The organism is Streptomyces crystallinus (assembly GCF_039521265.1).
Classification (GTDB): Bacteria; Actinomycetota; Actinomycetes; order Streptomycetales; family Streptomycetaceae; genus Streptomyces; species Streptomyces crystallinus.
This window is the reverse complement of sequence record NZ_BAAACA010000034.1, coordinates 55,160-75,743: the sequence shown is the minus strand read 5'-3', so window position 1 is coordinate 75,743 and position 20,584 is coordinate 55,160. Positions and strand designations below refer to the sequence as shown.

The 20,584-nt window shown below is 69.7% G+C and carries 18 protein-coding genes and 1 pseudogene; 4 read left to right on the top strand and 15 right to left on the bottom strand.

Annotated features, from left to right (window positions below; all coding sequences use genetic code 11):
- The first annotated feature begins 94 nt into the window (after positions 1–94).
- The 4 genes and pseudogenes from ABD236_RS23120 (at position 95) to ABD236_RS23105 (ending at position 4,527) form a co-directional block, all read left to right on the top strand.
- Entirely contained in the window at positions 95–268 is a 174-nt protein-coding gene (locus tag ABD236_RS23120) for a hypothetical protein (protein WP_344076273.1), read from the top strand.
- A 359-nt stretch (positions 269–627) separates the two neighbouring features.
- Positions 628–3,672, top strand: a complete 3,045-nt coding sequence (locus ABD236_RS23115) for a tetratricopeptide repeat protein (protein ID WP_344076271.1) — start codon at positions 628–630, stop codon at positions 3,670–3,672.
- Positions 3,673–4,060: 388 nt separating this feature from the next.
- Positions 4,061–4,195 (top strand): annotated as a pseudogene (locus tag ABD236_RS23110) (IS5/IS1182 family transposase); the annotation flags it as partial.
- A gap of 74 nt (positions 4,196–4,269) precedes the next feature.
- Positions 4,270–4,527 (top strand): DUF6221 family protein, encoded by a 258-nt coding sequence (locus tag ABD236_RS23105; RefSeq protein ID WP_344076269.1) that lies wholly within the window; start codon positions 4,270–4,272, stop codon positions 4,525–4,527.
- A gap of 307 nt (positions 4,528–4,834) precedes the next feature.
- Here the strand turns inward: ABD236_RS23105 and ABD236_RS23100 are convergent, their stop codons facing one another.
- From ABD236_RS23100 to ABD236_RS23030, 15 genes are all read right to left on the bottom strand, one after another.
- Complete coding sequence (locus ABD236_RS23100) at positions 4,835–8,284, bottom strand: hypothetical protein (RefSeq protein ID WP_344076267.1); 3,450 nt, start codon at positions 8,282–8,284, stop codon at positions 4,835–4,837.
- Positions 8,284–8,727: a TadE/TadG family type IV pilus assembly protein gene (locus ABD236_RS23095; RefSeq protein ID WP_344076265.1), complete on the bottom strand. Its 444-nt coding sequence runs from the start codon at positions 8,725–8,727 to the stop codon at positions 8,284–8,286. Before ABD236_RS23095 ends, ABD236_RS23100 begins: the two co-directional genes overlap by 1 nt.
- 2 nt (positions 8,728–8,729) lie before the next feature.
- Positions 8,730–9,215: a TadE family protein gene (locus ABD236_RS23090; RefSeq protein ID WP_344076263.1), complete on the bottom strand. Its 486-nt coding sequence runs from the start codon at positions 9,213–9,215 to the stop codon at positions 8,730–8,732.
- A gap of 5 nt (positions 9,216–9,220) precedes the next feature.
- Positions 9,221–9,646 (bottom strand): TadE/TadG family type IV pilus assembly protein, encoded by a 426-nt coding sequence (locus tag ABD236_RS23085; protein WP_425543935.1) that lies wholly within the window; start codon positions 9,644–9,646, stop codon positions 9,221–9,223.
- The gene (locus ABD236_RS23080; RefSeq protein WP_344076259.1) at positions 9,646–9,861 is read right to left on the bottom strand and encodes a hypothetical protein; all 216 of its coding nucleotides are present in this window, start codon (positions 9,859–9,861) and stop codon (positions 9,646–9,648) included. The genes ABD236_RS23085 and ABD236_RS23080 overlap by 1 nt, the downstream gene beginning before the upstream one ends.
- A gap of 40 nt (positions 9,862–9,901) precedes the next feature.
- Positions 9,902–10,786, bottom strand: a complete 885-nt coding sequence (locus tag ABD236_RS23075) for a type II secretion system F family protein (RefSeq protein WP_344076257.1) — start codon at positions 10,784–10,786, stop codon at positions 9,902–9,904.
- Positions 10,783–11,721 carry a type II secretion system F family protein gene (locus tag ABD236_RS23070; protein WP_344076696.1) on the bottom strand — a complete coding sequence of 313 codons (939 nt, stop codon included), beginning with the start codon at positions 11,719–11,721 and terminating at the stop codon, positions 10,783–10,785. The genes ABD236_RS23075 and ABD236_RS23070 overlap by 4 nt, the downstream gene beginning before the upstream one ends.
- 2 nt (positions 11,722–11,723) lie before the next feature.
- On the bottom strand, positions 11,724–13,211 hold the full coding sequence (locus tag ABD236_RS23065) for a TadA family conjugal transfer-associated ATPase (RefSeq protein WP_344076255.1): 1,488 nt from the start codon (positions 13,209–13,211) through the stop codon (positions 11,724–11,726).
- Positions 13,201–14,028, bottom strand: coding sequence for a CpaE/TadZ family protein (locus tag ABD236_RS23060; protein WP_344076253.1), 828 nt, complete (start codon positions 14,026–14,028; stop codon positions 13,201–13,203). The genes ABD236_RS23065 and ABD236_RS23060 overlap by 11 nt, the downstream gene beginning before the upstream one ends.
- Positions 14,028–14,618 carry an SAF domain-containing protein gene (locus ABD236_RS23055; protein ID WP_344076694.1) on the bottom strand — a complete coding sequence of 197 codons (591 nt, stop codon included), beginning with the start codon at positions 14,616–14,618 and terminating at the stop codon, positions 14,028–14,030. The genes ABD236_RS23060 and ABD236_RS23055 overlap by 1 nt, the downstream gene beginning before the upstream one ends.
- 138 nt (positions 14,619–14,756) lie before the next feature.
- Positions 14,757–15,266, bottom strand: coding sequence for an ATP/GTP-binding protein (locus ABD236_RS23050; protein WP_344076249.1), 510 nt, complete (start codon positions 15,264–15,266; stop codon positions 14,757–14,759).
- A 365-nt stretch (positions 15,267–15,631) separates the two neighbouring features.
- Positions 15,632–16,237: a hypothetical protein gene (locus ABD236_RS23045; RefSeq protein WP_344076247.1), complete on the bottom strand. Its 606-nt coding sequence runs from the start codon at positions 16,235–16,237 to the stop codon at positions 15,632–15,634.
- Positions 16,238–16,636: 399 nt separating this feature from the next.
- Positions 16,637–17,551 carry a replication-relaxation family protein gene (locus ABD236_RS23040; protein WP_344076245.1) on the bottom strand — a complete coding sequence of 305 codons (915 nt, stop codon included), beginning with the start codon at positions 17,549–17,551 and terminating at the stop codon, positions 16,637–16,639.
- Positions 17,548–20,169 (bottom strand): ATP/GTP-binding protein, encoded by a 2,622-nt coding sequence (locus ABD236_RS23035; RefSeq protein ID WP_344076242.1) that lies wholly within the window; start codon positions 20,167–20,169, stop codon positions 17,548–17,550. Before ABD236_RS23035 ends, ABD236_RS23040 begins: the two co-directional genes overlap by 4 nt.
- Positions 20,145–20,438 carry a hypothetical protein gene (locus ABD236_RS23030; protein ID WP_344076692.1) on the bottom strand — a complete coding sequence of 98 codons (294 nt, stop codon included), beginning with the start codon at positions 20,436–20,438 and terminating at the stop codon, positions 20,145–20,147. Before ABD236_RS23030 ends, ABD236_RS23035 begins: the two co-directional genes overlap by 25 nt.
- Positions 20,439–20,584 lie beyond the last annotated feature (146 nt).

Genomic DNA, 20,584 nt, shown 5'->3' with positions numbered 1-20,584 from the left:
TGACCGACCCGAACCACACCGGCGCGGCCCCGCAAACCTCCCCGACGGGGCCGCCGAAACGATAGTCGGCACCGGCCGCGCTCGCTTCTCACCCATGCGGTGGGTCCTCACCCCGCGCACGACGTGGCAGGCGCGCCACCAGGCCGCCGGCTTCGGCGCGGGGATGGACGCGAAGACCGCGTGGGTGTTGGCCCGCCTGGCCCGCCACCCCGAGGAGCGCGGCTACGCCTTGGCCCACCTGGACGATGAACGCGGCGCCGCCAAGTGACGGCAGCGGCCTTCTGGCGTCTCGGCAGTGCTGTGAGGGTCAGATCTGATGACCCGGGTGCCGGGCGTTCCAGGAGCTGAAGTAAAACCCCAGCCATGCAAGGGAGATGCCCAGTTCAGAGCCTTGTGCAACACCCTTTAGCGCCTGCCACTGGCCCAGCCGACTGACCGAGAACGTAGACGGGACCGCTCGGGTTGCAGGGGGGAACCGGAAGGATCGCCGCCAGGCCATGGATTGCGCGCGCCTAATGTCCGGAGGCGGGGTGTGAGTCTGGAGCTGCCGATCGTACGGCGCGTCAATCGCAATCTCGGTGGGCATGGGGTGTGGGTGGGGGCGATTTCAGCCGGGGGGGGGGCGCTATGGATGATCTGTTCGTGGGACGTACTGAGGAGCAGGTCCGGTTTGCACGGGCGCTGGACGATTCCTTAGGTCGGCTGAAGCCGGGCGGGCCGGACGAGGGGTTCGTTGTGCTGGTACGGGGTTACGGCGGGATCGGCAAGTCGACGCTGCTGCGCCGTTTCGCCGTGATCGCGGCAGGTGGGGTACCGGTGGTGCCCGTGAGGCCTGGCCGGTTCCTCGTTGCACTGGTGGACTGGGAGGACGACCGCAAGCTCCCCCGTGTGGAGGACGACTATGCGCTGTTTGAGGGGCCGCCGGTGTGGAAGGTCCTGGAGCGGGTCCGGGTCGCGCTGGAGAGCGCGGCGGCACCCAGGTGGCGCCGCCGCAGGCGGGTGGACAAGGCCTTCGAGGGATTCGTGCGGCAGGTCGCCCGGATGAAGCAGCTGGAGGAGGAGGCCGCTCGTTTGGGGATCGGTGGCGTGCTGGGGCGTCGGCAGGTGACACCCGAGCAACTGGCGCGGATCGTCAAAGCAGGCACGGATCTGGCGGGGGTGGCCGGTGCCCCCGGGGCCGTGACCGCGCCGGTGGCCCGTGCGGCGGAGACCGGCGCTGGGTTTCTGTCAGCCGCCCGTGAGGGGCGCGCCCAGCGGGTCGATCCGGAGCTGTACCGAGCGTTGGTCGACGCGGTCGACGCGGTGGTGACCGCATTCGCGGACGGCGTGCGTGAGGTGGCCCGCCGGTGGCCGGTGGTGGTGCTGCTGGACACGTGCGAACTACTGGGCGGTTCGGGGCCCTGGCTGCGGGAGGTCACCCGCCGATGCGGCCGCCGCGTGGTGTGGGTCCTGGGCCTGCGCCTGGAGACCGAGCTGGATGCCGTGGGCGACAGCGAGGCCGCCCGATACCGCAGCGACCTGCACGAGCAGCGGCTGACGGCGATCGACCTGACCCGCTTCGATAACCGCACGGTCGAGGACTTCCTTACCCGCCGACTGGGCGGCACTGCGGTCGAACGTCTGGACCTCGGGCGGATCCTCTCCCTGACCCGGGGCGTCCCTCTCGCGGTCTCTCTCCTGAGCCGACTGCTCGCCGACCGTCTCCGCAGGGGCCACCCCGTCGACGACCTGTACAACGACATCGCAGACGACGGACAGATCTCGTCCGTGGTCGCCGGTATGGCCCGCCGCTACCTGGTCCACGCCAGCCGTGAGGACTCCGACCTGCATCAGGACCTGCCCCTGCTGGTCGGGCTGGCCCTGGTTCACCACGGCCAGGACACCCCCTGGCCGAGCGAGGAGTTCGACCCGTCCGACTGGCTCCACGAGATGCGCCCGTGGGAGCGGCACGCCACGCGCGAGCCGGAGCTGCTGGCCGCGCTGTGGAACAAGCCGGCACACCAAGTCGCCGCAACCCTCGCCGCCCTTGCACGGCGACACGACTTCGTCAGCAGCCGCAGCGGCAGCATGCACCGCGACGTCCGCGACGCCATGCGGCTGCACCTGCTCACCCCCACCGAACGTGTCCGCTACATCGCCATGAACCAGCGTGCGATCGAAGTGCTCACCGCCCGCCTGCACGCCATGGGCCACGCCACAACCGAAGACCAGCTCACCGACCCCGACGGGCGCAGCGCTCTCGCCAGCCTGCTCTGGCATACCTGCTGGGTCGACCCTGCCCAAGGACCGCCGCTGCTGTGCCACCTCTACCCCGTCGCCCACGTCCTGCAGCCCGCGTTCGCGCGCCTCCTCCTGGACGTCATCTCCCGCTTCACCGCCTACTGCCCTGCCCGCGACCAGCACCTGACCAGCAGCCTCCAGGAACTGACCAACTCGCCCTACGTGGCGCAGCCGCAACACTCGCGTACCACGATGGACGCCCTGATGGACCGACTCGCCGCCTCACCCACCCCATCCCCTCCGCTCCTGATCGGGCCCGCCGAGCCGTACCACCACCTCTTCCGCGCCTCCTGCCACCGCTCCCTGGGCCTCAGCCTTCCCGAACGCGTCGCCGCTGTACGCCGGGCCGCTGCGGTCTTCCCTCCTGGCAGCGGACTCACCGCGGACCGGATCGGAGATCTCGCCGATCGCATCGACCCTTCCCACCCCGCCTCCCTGCCCCCGCCGGTCCAGGACGCCTTGCTGGAGGGCCTGCGGCTGGCTATCCGTTACAGCCCCACTCGCGCAGCCGCCCGCAACAACCTCGCCGTGACCCTCAACGCACTGGGGCGGTTCACGCAGGCGGAGGACGTCCTTCGGGAGGCCATCCGTCTCGACCCCGACCACGCCCCCGCCCGCAGCAGCCTCGGATTCGCCCTCACCAGGCTGAGGCGGTTCGCAGAGGCGGAGGATGCCGTGCGGGAGGCCATCCGCCTCGACCCCGACCACGCCTCCGCCCGCAATGGTCTCGGGTTGACCCTCATCAACCTGCGACGGTTCGCAGAGGCGGAGGAGGCCTTCCGGGAGGCCATTCGCCTCGACCCCGACCATCACCTCGCCCACAACAACCTCGGGTGGGTCCTCGACAGGCTGGGGCGGTTCGCAGAGGCAGAGGAGGTCTTCCGGCAGGCCATTCGCCTCGAGCCCGACCACCCCCTCGCTTACGGGCATTTGGGTTGGCTGCGGTGGGTCGACGGTGACTGGGAGGCGGCCGAAACGCTGCTGTTGCGGGCATCGAGCCTGTCGGATGGCGCCATTCCGAAAGTCGAGCTGCTCCTCTGGGCCGTGGGCCGGGCCAGGCCGACCCCCGGCAGGGCAGCGTTGCGCACTGCGCACGCCGTGCTCGACGCGGTTGACAAGCCGCCCCCCGTACAGACTTACCGGTCGCAGTTCGCGGACGCGGAGGCCCGCGCGCTGGCGCTGACCGGAATCGGGGAAACCGACACGGCAGCGCACGTGCTGCGCTCAGCCGTCGACGTGCGCAACGCGGGCGACTGGTTCGCGCGGCCGCTGTACGACCTGCTCGCGCAGCCCCAGCCGACTGCGGGGCTCGACGAACTGCTGCAGGTATGGCGGGAGATCATCGCCACGGACCCCTCCGCCGCCGGACTATGGGGCGCTCCCTCGGGCTAATACGTCTGTATCACTTTGCTTCGCCGTCGCTTCAAGAGCAGAGGGGCTTCATGGTCTCAGTGGGCGTGGCGCGTCCGGGAGCCTGTCACCCGTGACAGAACCCCACGCGCTCTTCCCCTACACCAGCCTCGCTTCCTGGCAGGAGATCGTTGCAACTGGGCAGATACGGCCGACATCCCTGGCTGCCGAGCACATCGATTCCGTCATGCCGCTGCTGTGGCTCACAGACAGTACGAACCCGGCGGACACCGCCTTGAGCGACCCGGGGCGCACACAGATCCGCACACCCGTGTTCCCGGAGGCAGGCATCCGCTACTGGCGGATGTGGAAGCACCTGGTACCCAACGTCCAAGCCCGAGAGCAGTGGGGAGAGCCTGCTTGTTGGTATCAGCGCAACGCGGTCGAGCGGTGCATCAACCGGTTCAAGCAGTGGCGCGGGCTGGCCATGCGAACCGACAAGCTCGCCATCGCCTACTTGGCCGCATTCCACCTCGCCGCCATCCTCATCTGGGCACGAAGATGACCTGACTCAGCAGGCGGGCCGGCCGGGACGGAAATGATCGCCCCACGCTGCTACCAGTGCGCGAAGATAACCTCATGGACGACCTCGTCAGGTTCCTTCGGAACCGCAACATGGCGGACAACCATGCGTATGCCGAGGTGGCCCACCGCTTCGGCGGCGACGCCCTCCTCGACAGCCACCTGCCGATGCTCGACCTGGTCGACATGCTAGCCAGGCAATATGAAGCAATGGATCCGGCGGATACACGCCACGCAGGTCTCGCATACGCGCTCAACAGGCTGGCGCAGTCGTACGCCGAGCACCCCGACTACCGCCAGGAGTGGCGTCCGTAGGCCCCATCAAGGAGACACACTCCAGTCGGCCCAGCGGTGAAGGGCGCCGGGGGCTCGGTCTTGGTGTCCCGGGGCAGGGGGTCTGGCGTGCTGGCTCAGGCGCGCGGCCCCGCACGACCGGCAGGGGCCGGCCGTCTTGGTCGGCCGGGTGGGCGAGGGTACGCGGTGCGACTTCGAGTTCGTCGACCAGGGTGGCGGCGGCCTAGGGTGAGCTGCGCTGCCGTGGGTGAGGTCTCGGCCCTGATGGCGATTGTCTCGTCTGGTGCGTGGCGCCGGTGCTGGAGCATCTGGCGCAATCCTCCGTTCTCTACAAAGCCTTGCGTGCTCTTGGGCCTGGTTCGCCGAGGAGTTCGTCGATGAGCTGGGCGGTCTCGCTCTCGAGTGAGCAGTCGAGTGTCTGGTTGACGTGTTGTATGCGGGTGATGGCGGTGTGGAGTCCGGTGCGGTTGCCGTGTGCGGCTTCGAGCCGCATCCAGTCGCGGTAGAGGAGTTCTGCTGTGGGGTCGACGTCGAGTCCGGTGGTGATGGCTCGGCGTGCGGCGTTGAGGTCGTGGTGGGGGCCTTGAGGGGTGCGGTAGGTGGCAATGGCGTGGGCGACGTCGATGATCCGTGTGATCATTTCTTGCTGGTGGGGTTCGGCCCAGGGCAGGGGGCGGCCGCCGAAGGGTTTGCCCCGTACCAGAGTCAGTGCCTTCTCCAGGTCCGCGAGTCCTGATGGGCCCAGTGGCAGGGCGTGTTCGGCGAGTTGGAGGAAGCGGGTCCAGTCGCAGCGCACGCTGGGAGCGAGCTGGTAGGGGTCTTCGCCTGTTTTGCGGCGTGGGACGTAGAGGTGGCCGGCCGGGTCGCTGCCGAGGCAGCCGCGCAGGCCCCGCATGCGCGCGTTGAGGGTGCTCACCGTCCAGGGGGTGAGGGGGTCCAGGTCCGCGCACAGGGCATCTGCGCTGCGTCCGGGCTTGAAGTAGAGCAGGGCGGCCAGCTGGGCGATCCGCGGGCCGTGGCCGGTCCGGTCCACGCCCGTCACCTCGAGGGGCCCCAGGACCCGGATTTCCGGAGCGTGCAGGTCCTGCGCCTCGTCTTTTCCTGTCGTCGAGGAGGTGGACTGTTCGGCGGCGTTCCCCGGGTGGTCGGCCGCTCCGGTTCCTGCCGGGCGGGCCGGGTCCGCGCCACCCGGGGGCTTGCCGGTCGGCGGCTGTGCTGTCGGACTGCCGGGCCCGGCTGTGCCGTCGGGCCCGGTGGGGCCGGCGGGCGAGGGGGTGGGGGAGAGGAGATGAACACCGGAGGGATCGGTGCTGGCGGCGAGGAGGGCCGGGTAGACCTCGCTGCTTGCCTGTGGGGCTGCCTGTGGTGAGGGGGGCGAAGAAGGGGCGTGGGCGGTGGATCCTTGGTGCGCTGCCTGCTTGGGCTTCGGTGTGTTGTCGGGTTCGTCCGGGACGTGTCGCCAGGGTCCTTCTGCTGGTTGGGGTGGCTGCTCGGACACCTTCAGGGCTGTGGTGATCTGCGTGTAGGCGGCATGCTCGAGGCGCTGCACGATGATGGCGGTGTTGGCCAAGTCGAGGGTTTGCGGCTCGCTGAGTGAGGCGTTGAGGATTTCCGCGTCGGGGAAGGACGCGGCCGCCGTGCTCGCCGGGGCGATCAGTGTGACGGGCACGGTGGTGGCCCGGTCGATGAGGTCGGCGAATTGCCAGGCGGTGTCCTCGTCCAGAGGGCAGGCGCACAGCAGGAGGTAGGGCTGGTGCTGGGTTTCGGGCATCTGGTGTGCTTCCAGGAGACGTTCACCGAGATCGCGCAGCGCGTGGGCGTGCTGGCGCATGTGGGTGATCCGCGTCGTGGGGAGCAGGTGCGGCAGATCTTCGCCGAACCCCACGGTGACGACCTCGGTGTCGGTGGCCCAGGGACTCATCGCGAGTTCCAGGGCGAGTGAGGTGCAGACCTCGGTGATGTGGACCGGATTGCCGTCGAGCAGCAGTGCGGGTAGGTGGGCGAGGTTGACGAGGAGCAGGTCTCCGGTCTGGGTGCTGCCGAGCGTGACCAGTGCTGGGTAGGGCGCGGGCACGTGGAGGGCGGCGTCGTCGTCCAGGAGGTTGGCATCGGCGGACAGCACCCACCAGCCGACCGTCCCGGAGACGAAGGGGGCCATGGGTTCCTGGGCCAGGTCGTCGGCCAGAACCTCCAGTGTGCGGGGACCGATACGGGCGGCTTGCAAAGCCGGCAGAGCCGCGGGGGTCTCCTGTTGGGCCAGGTGGTGGGCCAGAGTCCGCAGGGCGAGGTCGAGGCGGGCGGCGCCGTCTGGTTCGGCGGCTGCTGCGAGTTGGGCCTCGGCTGTGGACGTCTGCGCGGGCATGGCGATCGTCTCGCCCGGTGTGCGGCGTCGGCGTTGCAGTGTCCTGCGCAGGGCGAGGGCAGCGGTGATGGCGGCGGCCAGCAGGGCACCCGCGCCCAGGACGGTGTGCCAGTTCAGCGGGCTGTCGGAGCGCGCGGCCGGGGCTGGTGAGGGTGCCGCGGGGGAGGAGGCGGCACCGGAGGGGCTGCTGTTGGGGTGTGGCCGTCCTGAGGGAGCGGTGGAAGGGGGTTTCGGCTCGTTGCGGGGGTGGTCGGCGGGGCGGCTGTGCGCGGGGCTGGGAGCCGGTGGCGTGGCTGCGGGCGTCGTGGTGCGGGGCGGGGCCGGCGCCTGCTGTGGCGTGTCATCGCCCGGCGTGTGCGTGGGGCGAGGCGTCTTGGGTGGCAGGGCAGTGGTGTCGTGGCCCCGAGTGTTGTCGTTGTTGTCGTTGGTGTGCTGTGGTGGTTGGGGAGGCGCGGGGCGGGCGCCGGGCACGGTGACCTGCTGGCCCTCGTAGATGACATCGGGGTCGGTGATCGTGGGCAGGCCGTGCGGCTGGGGCTTGTCGTGACTTGCCTCGAACAGCTTGGGCCACTTGTTGCCGTCGCCGAGTTCCTGCTGCGCGATCTTTGACAGGTAGTCGCCTGGGTGGACCGTGACGATATGCTCAGCGCCCTCGGGAGCGGCCGCGGGGCCGTCACCTAGCTGAGGTCGGACGCCTGCGGGAGCGGTGGTGGCCGGGGGCATCCGCAGTTGCCAGCCGGGCTGCAGGAAGCTGTTGGCGCGAAAGACAGTGCCGTCGGCCATGGTGTGGCCTTCGTTCAGGCGCGCGATCTCCCGCCACCGCTCGCCTTGCCCGAGTTCGCGCTCGGCGATGCCCCACAGGCTCTCCGCAGGCCGCCTCTCGCGCACCGTGTAGGTCGGCGCCGCAGGTGCGCCGGCCGTGGTGGTGGGGGCGGTCTGGTCGGAGTCGGCAGTCTGGCCGCGGGGCTGGTCTGCCTGGCCGGGCAACAGGCTCGACGTGGGGGCTGGCGCGGCCTGTGCGTCGGAGGCCAGGGCGGAGCTGGTGGGCAGCAGGACCAGGATGCTGCCGATGAGGAGAGCCGCGGCGCGCTGGGAGGTGCCCATCCCTCGTGGGGGATGCCAGGTCCGGCCGCGTACCTGCGCGATCAGCTCGCCGGCGGTGCAGAAGGTGAACTGTGCCCACCCGATCCAGGCCACTGCTACGAGGACGAGCAGGAACAGGCTGCCGGTGTCCTGCCGGTCCACAAGGTGGGCGAGGTCACCGCGGGTCGCAGCCCAGATGACGGGGGTGGCCCAGGTCAGCAGCAGCGGCAACCCCGCGATCACCACGGCGAGCACCACAAGACTCAGCACGGCCGACAGGACGCGTGCCAGGCTGCGGCGGCCGGCGGCTGCGGAGCGGGTGATGGGGTGCATCAGTTTCCTTGGGGGCCGGTGACACCGTGGAGGAGGGTGGCTGTGGCGTGGCCGGTCACCGACAACGTGCCGATCCCGACCGCGGGCAGGAATTTCGTGCGGTAGGAGCCGGTGACCGTGACGCGCAGCCTCGTGCCGTTGTCGGACACGCTGACGGTGCCGGTGACGCCGGCGGCGCTGAGGTAGGCCTGCGCCGCGGCGGCCGCCGCCTGCGCATCGAGGACGGTCGCGGTCCCGCTGATGGCGTCGGTGGGGGAGATGGCTTGTCCGCCGGCGCGGGCGGCTTCACCGGCGATGTAGTCGGCGCGTTCGGTGGCGCGCATCTTGCTGCCCCCGTCCACGGCCAGGCCGATGATGCCGATCAGTGCGAAGACGCACACGGCAACAAAGACGGCGATGCCTCCCCGGTCGTCACACCGCGGACGCAGCAACCGACGCACCATGATCAGTCACCCCGCTGTCTGTACCGGTCCACCACCGATGTCACCGTCGAGGTGAGCGTTTTCGCTCCCGGCACGCCCGGGAGCAGGAGGTCGGACAGAGTGACGGTGCAGGTCACGGTCACCGTGACCGTGCCGACTTCGCCTACGGGTACGGCGAGACCAGCAGTGTTGATGGTGATGTCGGTGGATGCGCAGGCGATGCCCTGGTCGTCGAGGGATTCGGCGGCCGCGGCCTGGGCTGCGCTGTGGGCGGCGGCCGCGGTGCGGTGGAGGGATGCCTCCCGTGCCGCGTCCTGGGCCGCGGCGTCGATTTTCGCGCCGGAGGTGACGATCCGGCCGCCCGCGATCGCCAGACACAGGAACATGATGAGCGAGGGGAGGATGATGGCGGCCTCGATCGCGACACTGCCGTCATCACTACGTAGCCGCTGTCCGCCGGTCCGAGAGGGGTCGCAGCGCACAGGCTTTATCCAGGTCTCGCAGGGCATGTGAGTCATCCCTCTGGCACCGTCCAGCGTTCCACCGGCCCGGATGCCGACTGCCTGATGTGCAGGCCGGGGATGCCGGGAATCATCGACAGAGCCGTTCCCGAAACCCCCACCCGTACGCGTTGCCCGTCGCTGGTGGCGGCGACGCTGTAGCCGCGCAGGCTGTCACCGGCGGTGCGCCCCAGCACGCGGCGTGCTTGGGCCGCGCCGTCGGCCGGAGTCGAGTGGTAGGCGCGGGCAGCGGTGAGGCCCTCACGCGCGGCGGTCAGGGCGACTTGGCGGGCGTAGTACCACAGGGAGGCCTGGATGACGGCGAGGGTGGCGAGCAGCACGAGAGGGAAGACGATCGCCATCTGGATGCTGGTGTCCCCGCGGTCGTCGCGCCAGTGTCGCTGCCGCCACAAGTGCCAGCGCCGGGCGGGGGGTTTCATCACAGCCCGCCGAGTTTGCCGTTGTACTTGGCGATGACGACGGCAATGGTTCCGGCGATCAGAACGGCACCGGTAACGGCGGCCACCCAGATGATGACGGTCGTGATGGAGATGTCGCCCCGGTCAGGCCGGCGCACGGCCTCCTGAAGGCGCTCGCGCACGGTGGTGGTGAGCTGGTGCAGCGCACGGCGGCTGCGGGCTGCGGTGTGCGTCATGATTCCCTTCCTTTCCGGTGCGTTGGACAAGCGGCGGAGCTCATACGGTGAGCATGCGGATCACGGCGGGGAAGGCCATCAGGAGCATCACCAAGACGGCCAAGAGGGCGCCGGGCGCGGTCATCTTCTCGCTGGCGGCATTCGCTTCGGCGCCTTGGTCGGCGAGCAGTTCGGCGTTGAGGGCGGCGGTGCGGGCCCGCAAAGCCTTGTAGACGGCGGCCCCGTCGGTGGCGCTGCCGCGCATGATGTCGGCGACGTCGTCCAGGACGGGCAGGTCGTACTGGGCGGCCAGTTCGTTAAGCGCCTGATAGGGCGGGATCTTCTCCAGGCGGGCGCGGCGCAGCGCGCCCTGCAGATAGATAAAAGGCCAGCCGTCGCCGACGGCGGCGGCCTTTTCCAGTGCCTCGGCGGGCCCGGCGTCGGCGGCCCGCTTGAGTGCGACCAGGTCCAGGTAGGCGGACAGGGCGTGGGCGAACTCCTCCCGTGCCCGCTTCGCCTGGTCGCGCACCGCCAGGTCGGGCGTGATGAACAACAGGGCCGCGACGAGAACCCCGGCTGCTGCGGGCACGTAGAAGGGCAGGCCTACGCCCGCGATGATCCAGGGAATGGTCGCGATCACCGGGCAGAGCAGACCCATCGCGGCCAGCGCGGTCTTCTTCAGCATGAACTGTCCCGGCCCCTGCCCCAGCAGGCCCAGATCGGTCGCCGGGACCCGCACGCCCGGAATACGCTCCAGGCGAGCCAGCAGCCACCGGCCCCAGGCCTCCTCGCGCTCCAACTGTGGCTCCGGCAGTGCGAGCACCGCAGGGGCTGTGCGCTTGAGGGCTGGTGCCAACGCGGGCTGGGGCGCTAGGAGTTCCCGGATCAGCAGTGCGACGCCGGCGCCGACCGTGCCGCCGGTCAGGACGATGGGGAGCAGATTCACTGTTTCGCTCCTGTCGGTGTGGCGACGGGCGGCTCCGGCCCCGGCGCAGGGGTGGGTAGCCGGACGGTGCTCGCGGGGTCGCTGATCAGGAAACGCGGGATGCGGCGGAAGGCGCTGAGCTGCCGCATCAACGCCAGCGTGGCGACGAACCCGGCCACCAGAAACGCCAGGACCAGCTGCCCCAGCAGCGTGGCGTACGGCCTGGTGTAGGACGGTACGAAGAACCCGCCGAGCACGACGCCTACGGTGATGATGGTCATCCAGCGCACCGTGGTGCGCGGCTTGGCCCGGTCCGCCTCGATGGAGCGCTTGCGGGCGACCTCGTCGCGGACCGTCTCCGCCAGATCCTCCAAGGCCTGCGCCAGTCCCGGACCGCGGTCGCCCACCGACAAGATCAACGCGGCGACGACTTTGTCGCAGGTGACGTCGTCCAGTTCCCCGGCGAACGCCCGCAGCGCCTGCTCCGGGCGCCAGCCCAGACGCAGCCGATCCGACAACGCACCGATCTGCGCGGCCAACTCTGCGGGCGCTCCCTGACGGCTGGCCACCATCGCCTGCTCCAGTCCCATACCCAGGCGCAGCAACCCGGCCAGGCGCTGTGTCCACTCGCTCAGCGCCTCCAGCTGGCCGATGCGCTCCTTGGCCAGCTGCGCCGGGCTGACCAGCCACGGCACTCCGATGACCGCCGCCCCCAACAGCAGGCCGCCGACGAGATTCCCCGAAACCAGCCACACGCCCGCGCACACCACCAGGGCGCCGCCCGCCAGCAGGCGCCGCCGCAGCCGGGCATGCTCACTGCCGCGGCCGCGCAGCGCCTGCCACCGCAGGTGCAGCGGGGCCCGGCGCGGCGCCGCGCTCCCTACCAGGCCCGCCACGACTCCGATGAGCCCTCCCACGACGGCCATCCCGCTCACCAGGCTCCAAAGCACGGTGATCGTCATCGACGCACCCCGACCTTCAATGCCAGTGGTGCGCTCCATGCCCCATAGGGCTGTTGCAGGAGGTGGGAGTCGAAGCCCACGCGGCGCAGGTCGTCGACGCAGGCCGGGTCCATCCGCGGCACCGCCCGCAGCTCACCGAACTCGCTGCCGGGGGAGAAGACCTCGTTGGTGGCGGGCCGGCCACTCTCCCCGATCCCCGTCAGCTCCAGCACGTGGGAGACGTAGCGGTGCCGGCGCCCGCCGATCCGGGTCTCATCAATCATGTCGACGAAGACCACGAAGTCCAGACCGTTGGCGGTCTGCCGGTAGGCGAGCTGCTCCGACAGATTGTCCTGGGCCAGCGCGTACAGTTCGGCGATCCGGTCGAACACGATGGACGCGCGCCGGGCGTGGATCGTGCACAGGTTGCCGCCCGAGCCGTTCGTCAACGCCTGCATCATCGCGACGACCTCGGGGCCGCGGACCTCACCGACCACGATCCGCTCCAAGGACATCCGCAGCGCGGGGTGCATCAGGTCCAGGAGCGTCACCTCCCCGACGCCGCGCCCGGTGACGTCTCTTTCGCCGTTGGACTCCCGACCCACCAGGGAGACGACCTGGCGGTGGTAGCCGTTGGCGTGGGCGAACAGCTCGTCCTCGGTCTGGATGGTGGCGAAGCGGCACTCCGGGTCGAACTCGCGCAGCATCGCCCGCAACAACGTCGTCTTCCCGGCTTTCTGCTTCCCCGCGATCATCACGTTCTTCTCCGCCCGTACGCACGCGCCCAGAAAATCGCGCAGGACCGCGTCGATGGTGCCCAGCTGGACGAGGTCATCGAGAGTGGCGTGGGAGATACGGTGGCGACGGATCACCACATACGTCATCGGACCGAGCCCGGTAATCGCCTGCAGACGGGAGCCGTCCTGCAGGGACAGGGCGAGGGTGGGACTCGCGGTGGAGATAGTGCGCTCGCTGTGCCCGGAACCGCGAGCCAGCTCCCGCAACAGCTCGAGCAACTCCTCCTCCGAGTCGGCGATGGGTGCGACCCGGTGGCGCTGGCCGTCCCCGTAGTCCAGCCACACCTCATCCGGGCCCTGGATGATGATGTCCTCGACCCGCTCATCGTCCAGATACGGCTGCAGGCGTCCGGCCCTGAACAACAGGTCATAGACGGCGCGTCGCAGCGCTTCATCCTCCCGGGGCGCCATCGCCTGGGCGTCCGACCACAGCGCGACCGCCTCGTTGATCCACTCCAGGCAGCGCTGCTCTTCGCTGGCCCGATCCATACCCGGCGAGGTCTTGAGGAGTTCCTCGCGCCGTTTGGCGACCTGCGAAGCGATGTCGCGGGCCACCTGGTAGGTGACCGCGACTCCGAAAGCAGGCGCGCCCAGCACCTGGGTACTGCAGGCAGCACTGGCAGGTGCCGGGGCGCCGTTGGCTGGCTGCCGAGGTGCGGGGGGCAGCGGGGCGACCGTGGGGTCGGGGTGCAGGGGCCTAGCGTGCATGGCTCACGCCCCCGCCCGCCGCCCCCGAGCCGCGAGGATCCAGGCGCATCCGGCGCCTGGCAGCGTACTGGGCAAGCAGCGCACTGCTCCTCTGGGCGGCCTTCATCAAAGGCGAGCGAGTGAAGTGGCGGGGCTGCTCAACGCCGTCGGACAACACCCGGGCGTCCTTCGGCGCGAAGGGGAGTGTGGCGATCACGGGCACCTGCAGAACACGCTGCACTTCACCTGCGGGATACGGACCCTCGTTGATCATCAGCACGCCGACGTCACCGACGGACTCCTCCAGCGCCCGCACCCGGCCCTCCGCCGCCTGCAGGCAACGCAACGTGTTGCGGACCACCACGAACACGGCATCCGCCTGCTCGACCATGACCGCCGAAGGCCCATATGCTCCCCGGCGCCCGAGGTCGATGAGGACGTCGTGGCCGCTTTCCGCCTCGATACCGCGGAACATCTGCATCAAGATCTTCCACACCGAGCCCAGTCTTGCCGCCTGTGAAGCGTCCGTGATGCCGGGCAGCAGCAGCCGGTCCCGCAGCGCCTGCTGCGCGCCGTCGTCGCCGCGCAAGTCGATCAACTGCCGCCAGAAGGCGTCGCTGAACTCGCCTTTGCGGGCAGCGACAGACAGATTGCGCAGCCCGTACCGGTCGCCGAGCGTGCCCTGCAACAGGCCGTGCAGCACGGCCCCGCCGTCCGGGTCACACTCCGCAAGGATCATCTTGCGCTCAGCCTGCAGTGGCCACGACAGCAGCAGCGCGAGCGCGCTGGTGGTCACGCCGGGTGCGCCACTGCAGCCGGCAAGCGCGATCACAGCCATCAGCGGTCCTCCGGAGCAGCCAGGACCAGACGCAACGCGCCAGCCGCCTCCCACGCGGCAGCTGTAGGCCCGTCGGCAGCGGAGGTCGCGACGTCCACGACCACGACGCCTGTGCCGGGGGCAGCACCGGAGGCCTTCACGACCCGGCCGCCGATGGTCTTCGGAGCGGCGCCCGAGGCCCTGCCGGTCTCAGCGCTGCCCTGGGTCGGCACATGGACCAGCTGAACCCTCTGCCCTGGCAGCAAAGCAGTGGCCGGGACCTGCTTGGGTTCCAGACCGATGGGCACCAACTGCTCGCCCGCCTGCACCAGGGAGTCCTTCGTCACCTGGGTGGGGGCGAGTAAGGAGCCCGGCTTGAGTTCCACCGCAGCCCGCTTGCCCACGACCGACTTCAGATCGTCGGCACGCACGGCCCTGACGGCCGGGTCCAGGGCTACCGACGCCTTCCCGAGGTCGCGCTCGGTGAGGACCTGGCCGACCTGGACGTCGTGGACCACGGTCACCACGTCGGTGCGGTGACCCACCTGAAGCAGCAGGACGGCAACACCGGCGCCTCCGGCGGCGATCAGCGCCACCGACAAGGCGATGATCCCGGGCCTTCGTCTACGAGCCGACACCCGGGGCGGGGCCACCGGCCCAGCTGCCCGTCCCTGCTGGGGAACTCCGTTCGAGCGGGTGCTTTCTGCACGTTCTTGGGTCTTGCTCACCGTTCTGTCCTTCCGGCAGCGTTACCTGACGACCTGCACTTCGCCCACCGCCACCTGCATGTTGGTCTGCCGGACCTCAGTGAGCTGGCCGGCCTGTCCGCCGCCCTGCCAGTTGATCGTCCACGTCGAGGTCGCGGTCACTGGGAACTTGCCGCGTTGTGCACCGGCCGAGGTCTTGGAGTACAGGTGTCCACAGGTCGGGGACTGGGCCATCTCCTGGGACGACACGTATGGCGTACCGGGGCCGTTGCAGGTCACGGCCGAACCGTCGCCCATCGTCCACACGATCTTCGACACGTTCGCGGTCGCCGTGACAGTGATACCGCCCGCCGAGGCGGAGGCGGTATTGGGTCCGTACGTCGTGGCGCTCTGGTTGACCCACATCCACACTGGGACGCCCACGGTGTAGCGCCCGCTCGCCCTCGGGCTGGCGATGTCCGGGCCGCGGAGCGTCATCGAGTCAACCGCCCGCTGAGCCAGGATGGCCGGGTCGACAGTCGCCTGCGGAGGTGGGTCCGCCAGCCACACCATCCGAATGATGGTGAGGCCCCCTCTGTCCCTTGTGCATCTTTGCTCATACACGGCCCCGTCGCCCGGGGCGTGACCCTCCCAGTCCAGGCTTCCGGCCGGTGGTTGCGGGTCTGCGACTCTATAGGTGCAGACATTGACGCTCGTTCCGTCGTCGTGACCGGATGAACCCCCTCCGTTCGTACCGCGTGTGCCGTTGCCGCCGCCCCCCTGGCCACCTGCCTGTCCAGGGGCGTCGACCTCAACCTCACACGTGTACAGACCGCAATGGGTCCCGCCGTCGGCCTTGTGGTTGACTTCCGCGTGGCTTGAGACGGGGGCAGAGAGCACCACGAGGATTGATAACAGGGAAAGGGGCACGCAGCGAGTCAGCATGATTTCCCCTGGGGATCATCACGAGTGACGCGCCAGCCTTCCGGATATCTCTCGACGGTGCTGACGATCAGGTACTTCGTCAGCCGGTTGTCCGGCAGGGAGACCGGTTTCCTAGTTTTTGCGTCCACGGTTTGCCACTGGGAGATGTCCAGGCAACTGGAGATGGTCGCGTTAGCAACCTTGCCGGAGGGGTCGACCGTGGTGACGGTCAGATCGTTGACAGCGACGTCGCCCGTGTTGATGAGTCCACGTGCATGGGTGCTCTTGGCGTCTGCCTCAGCGTTTTTGAGGGCTGCAGATGCGGCGTACTGATCAAGATGGGCACTCTTGCCCGTTGGGTCTCCATAGAGCTTCTCCATCTCTTGCCAGTAGGCCTGGTATGTCGCGATTGCTTCCTTCTTTGCTGTTTCCTTTGGTTCAGTGGTGTCAGACGCCGTTGGGGATGGTGCGGGTGGCAGGGGCTGGCCCGTTGTCTCGTGCTTCTTCCCGTCGGTCGAGCCGCACGCGGTCATGATCAGTGCAGCGCAAAGCGTGAGGGATGCAGCGGTGAGCTTTCGGCGAGCAGCGGAATGTGGGATTCGGTGTGCGCGGCGTTTCACGATGCCTCCCCGTAAGATGCGGTGTGACATGTCTGCTGCCTGCGTCGCCCACGAACATCGGTCCGGGGTTACGGTCTGGTGTGCCTGCGAATGATCAGTTTGCATGACTGTAAGGTTCCGCATATGCCAGGCAACTTCCCACCTGTATACTGGAGTTCAGTCGCATAACCTGAGATGAATCCGGCCACTTCTGGGACGGCTGTTGATTCGCCTGTTGCTGGTCACTTGGCCTCCAAGGAATTGATGTTGTTCGTAGGCCTCGATGCGGCCCCGTATGGTCCCCGGGATGGTGAACGAGGGGCTGCCCATCTGGCTCTTGCCGTGCTGCCGAGCGCGTACACGCCGACTGGTCCCGGAACAGATGCAAGCCCGAGTCCTTCGCCCACGGCCCATGGGGTGTCACAGCTCGGTCCACGCCCGCGAACCACTGCCCGCCAGGGGCAACCAGACGTCACTGGTGGGCCCCTGCTCTTCGAGGTCTTCCAGGACTGCTGCGCCCAAGGGGACCTGTCGGGCTAGCGCGCTGACGAAGGGGTGCTGGGCGGCCATGGCCTGCAGGTCGCTGATCCGCTGGCTCAGGACATACCGGGAGGCCCCGGTCAGGGCGAACAGCACCCGTGGGAAGACGGGGTACCAGCGCAGCCATGCCGCTCCGGCAACCGCTGGCTGGCGTGTGCGGAGCCGGCCTACGGGCTGCGGCTCGTAGGCCCACAGCCGCGCGTACTGGATCAGCTTGGAGGCGAGGCGTTCGCTGCCCATGGTTGCCCGGTCGACTTCGATGAACGCCCGCATCTTGGTGCGCTCTTCCCCCTCGACGACGGTGTAGTGCATGACCGCGTCCGCGATGACCCGCTCGCCGTCGCTCAGGGGGTGAGGGACTTCGGGTGTCCAGTCCAGGTGCCCGTGCTCGTCGCCCCGTCGGCGGGCGTCGGTGACGAACGCGAGGTGAGTGCGGAGCACGGTCAGGGTGTGCGGCGTCTTCACGGAGGCCGCTGTGGTGGAGCTGATCGGATAGGGGGGACGGCCGCGCAGGGCGGGGAAGTCCCGGGTCAGCCGGGCACCTTCGCTGGTGAGGTACCAGGCGCGGGACCGCTGGGAGGCGGGCAGCACGATGTAGTCCACCAGGCCGTCGCGGCGCAGCTTGTTCAGGGGCGCGGAGATGGTCTGCCGTGCGGTACCTGGGCGCAGCAGTGTGTGGAGCTGGTGCGTAGTGGCCATGCGGTGCTGGCCGAGCACGGCCAGGAGCTGGTGCGGCAGCGGCTCGATGGGGCTGGGCGTATGGGCGGAGGGCCCGGTTTCGAAGGCGGTGGTCACTTGTATCCCTTCTTCCGCAGGTAGACGGCTGACGGGGCGGACGAGGAGTGATGGGCGAGGAAATCGCTCACGCGGGCCAGCTGTTGTTCAGCCCGGTCGGTGAGCTGGCTCATCGGGGCGGCTTGTGCCGTGGCTCGGGCGGCGCGCTCCAGCGCTGCGGTCTGGCCTGGGCGGGCGTAGTCGGCGAACACCTCATCGAGGTGGGGGCCAGTGATCTTGACGGGGCCCACGCGGCGGCCCTCGACGGTCAGTGACATGTAGTGATCGAAGCGGTCCAGGGCGGCCACGACATCCGGGCTGGGGCGGTCCCCCCACTCCGCGGTGATCGGGGCGATGGCGGACTGCGAGCCCGCGGTCGACGCCAGGGTGGAGGCGTTCTGCACCAAGGACAGCCGCACCGGGGTCGGGAGACGGGCCAGCAGCTGGGTCATGCCGTGGACGTGGACCTTGTACTTTCTGAAGTCCTCGAACATGGCGGCGATGGTCTCGGGGGCCGCGCCGGTGAGGGTGATCAGTTCGTCGAAGTACGGGCGGAACGGCACCCGCCGCTCTTCCGCGGTGTCGCGGCGCGAGCGGACGGCCCGCAGCAGATCCCGGGCCAGCAGTGCGGTGATCAGCCGGTCGGTAGGCCCGTTCCCGCCCGGACATACCCACACGATCATCCGTGAGTCCATGGCGGCGCGGATGTTGTAGGCGCCTGTGGGCTGTCCGAGGAAGGCCCAGGTGACGGGGTTCGCAGCCAGACGGGCGATGGGGTTGAGGACGACGGAGAACGCGTCGGCGGGCAGTGTCGGAAACACCGTCCGCCACCAGGAGCGGGTCTCCTCGTCCAGGCGTGTCTCGACGGCGGTGAGCGCGCTCCTACGGAAGAGCGGGTCTGTCAGCAGCGACCGCAGGTGAAAGACCGTGGCCTGGTCTTCTGGCCGTCCGGCCTGGCAGGCGGCCTCATTGACGGCCACCAGCACCGCAAGCCCTGCGAGGATGATGGTCAGCGCGCGGGGCGCGGTGGTGTCGTCCCAGCCCAGGACGGACGCATACGCGTCGGCGGTCGCCTCGACGACTTCGTGGGCGGCCTGGCCCTGGTGCATGCCGATCGGGTTCCAGCAACTGAGCTGCGCGGCGGGGGAGTGGGCGTTGAGGTCGATCAGCGCGATGCGCTGCATCAGGTGGTCGTGGGCGAGGAAGGGAAGAGCCCTGGGCCACGAGTCGCGGTGCGGGTCGAGGAACATCAGCCCGCCGCCGGCATGCGCCCAGCCGATCGCCTGTGCCAGGGCCCTCTCCGTCTTGCCGCCGCCCGCCTTGCCCACCCCGACCTCGAACAGGGTCTCCTTGGCGTAGGTGGCGACCAGGCGCCGGCGGCCGTCCGGGCTGCGGTAGATCCCCTGCAGCAACAGCTCAGGGTCCCCATGCGCGAATGTCGGCAGGTCGCCGGCGAGCAGCGGCAGGCGGCAGTGCATCGTGGGTGGCTTGAGGAGGCCGGTGAGCTCGTCCAGCCGGGCCCAGTTCGTACGAGGCGGCTGGCATTGGCCCAGCGTCCAGCGGCGTTCGAAGCCGCGCCGGCTGGGCCAGCGGTCCGCGCCGATCCGCCAGGGGCCCACCCTCCAGCCCCGCATCGCCCAGCGCGATCCGGCACCGAACACATCCAGCGCGGCCTGGAGCTGCGCGAGCCTGGCCTGGGCACGGCCCTCGGTGTTCGAGGCGCACATCACCAGCAGCTGCACCCGCACCACGTGGTCGTCCTCGGCGAGCTTGCCCAGTGCCTCGGCCGGATCCACGCGGCGTGGGACGGGCGGCATGACCAGGCGGCGGCCGCCGCTCTGCTTGCCGGTGGCCAGTTGCTGCAGCTGCCAGCTGAGCGAGTCCTCGATACCGGTGGCGTCCTGGCGCACCCAGCGGGCGGCCCGCTGGGCTTCGCGCCGCTCCGCGCGGCGCGCGTTGCTCATCAGCTGCAGACGGCGGGCCCGCAGGGCCCACTTGGGGGAGCGCTGGATGTCGAGGCGGACCTCGGCGAGATCACCTAGCTCGGCCCTCAGGTCCGAGACGGCGTCGACCAGTGGCTGCAACGGATCCGGGTCCAAGGGGACCTCACGCAGGGGCGCGGTGGGCTTACCGCGCAGGATGAACTCCGCCCGCACCACATGCTTGCGCGGCTTGTCGGCGAGGGGACGGGCCCGCTGCACGGTGACGGCCGGACCGTACGGGGTGATCGACAGCAGACGCTCGCCGCCTGCCGGGCCTTCGATGCGGTAGCGCAGCGCTCTGGAGCCGTCGGCGCGCAGGCGGACCTGCACCGCCTTGGAGCGGCGCGGTGCCCACCACGGCATGCTCGTCGAGGCCCGGGCGAGCTGGACACCCCGGCGGAAGATCTCCTCCAGACCGGGGTCGAAGTGCCGCGACGGTACGAGCTCGAGGGCCATGCGTTCTGCGGAGGCCTTCCGCGCCAGGCGGCGCACCACCGCCTCACCCGCCGCCCATACCGCCACCACTGTCAGGGCCGCTGCCCACCAGTACGTGACGACCCAATCTGCGGCGTGAACGAGGACGAGGACGAGGCCGAGCACCGGAGCGGATGCCGAGGCGGCGCTCTGACCGGTCAGGTAGGGGGCTGCGGTATCCACCGGGCGCCCTCCTTCTTCGATGGGGTGCGGGTGAAGTGCCAGTTGGTGATGCGGCCTTCGGCATAGGTGCCGCCCCGGTCAGCGCCCGCCCACACCAAATGCACCACCGCCCGGTCAGGAGCCTCCTCGCGGCGGGCGATCGCGGCCTGGACGCGCCAGCTCGCGGCCGTAAACGCCGGGGCCACTGCCCGGCCGGAGGTGGGGAAGACGGTGGGCCACCGTGCGCGACCGGCCCCGGTGGCGTCCGCCCGCAGCAGCGCGCGGCCCATCTCGAGCAACACCCGCTCATCAGCAGGCACAAGGTCAGCCGGCCAGGCTGACTCGAGACTGCGCTGAATGACCGCGTCACCAGCCTGCCCCTCGCCCTGCGGCGGCAGAGCGAAGAGGACGCCGCGGGGCGCTGAACGGGGAGGCG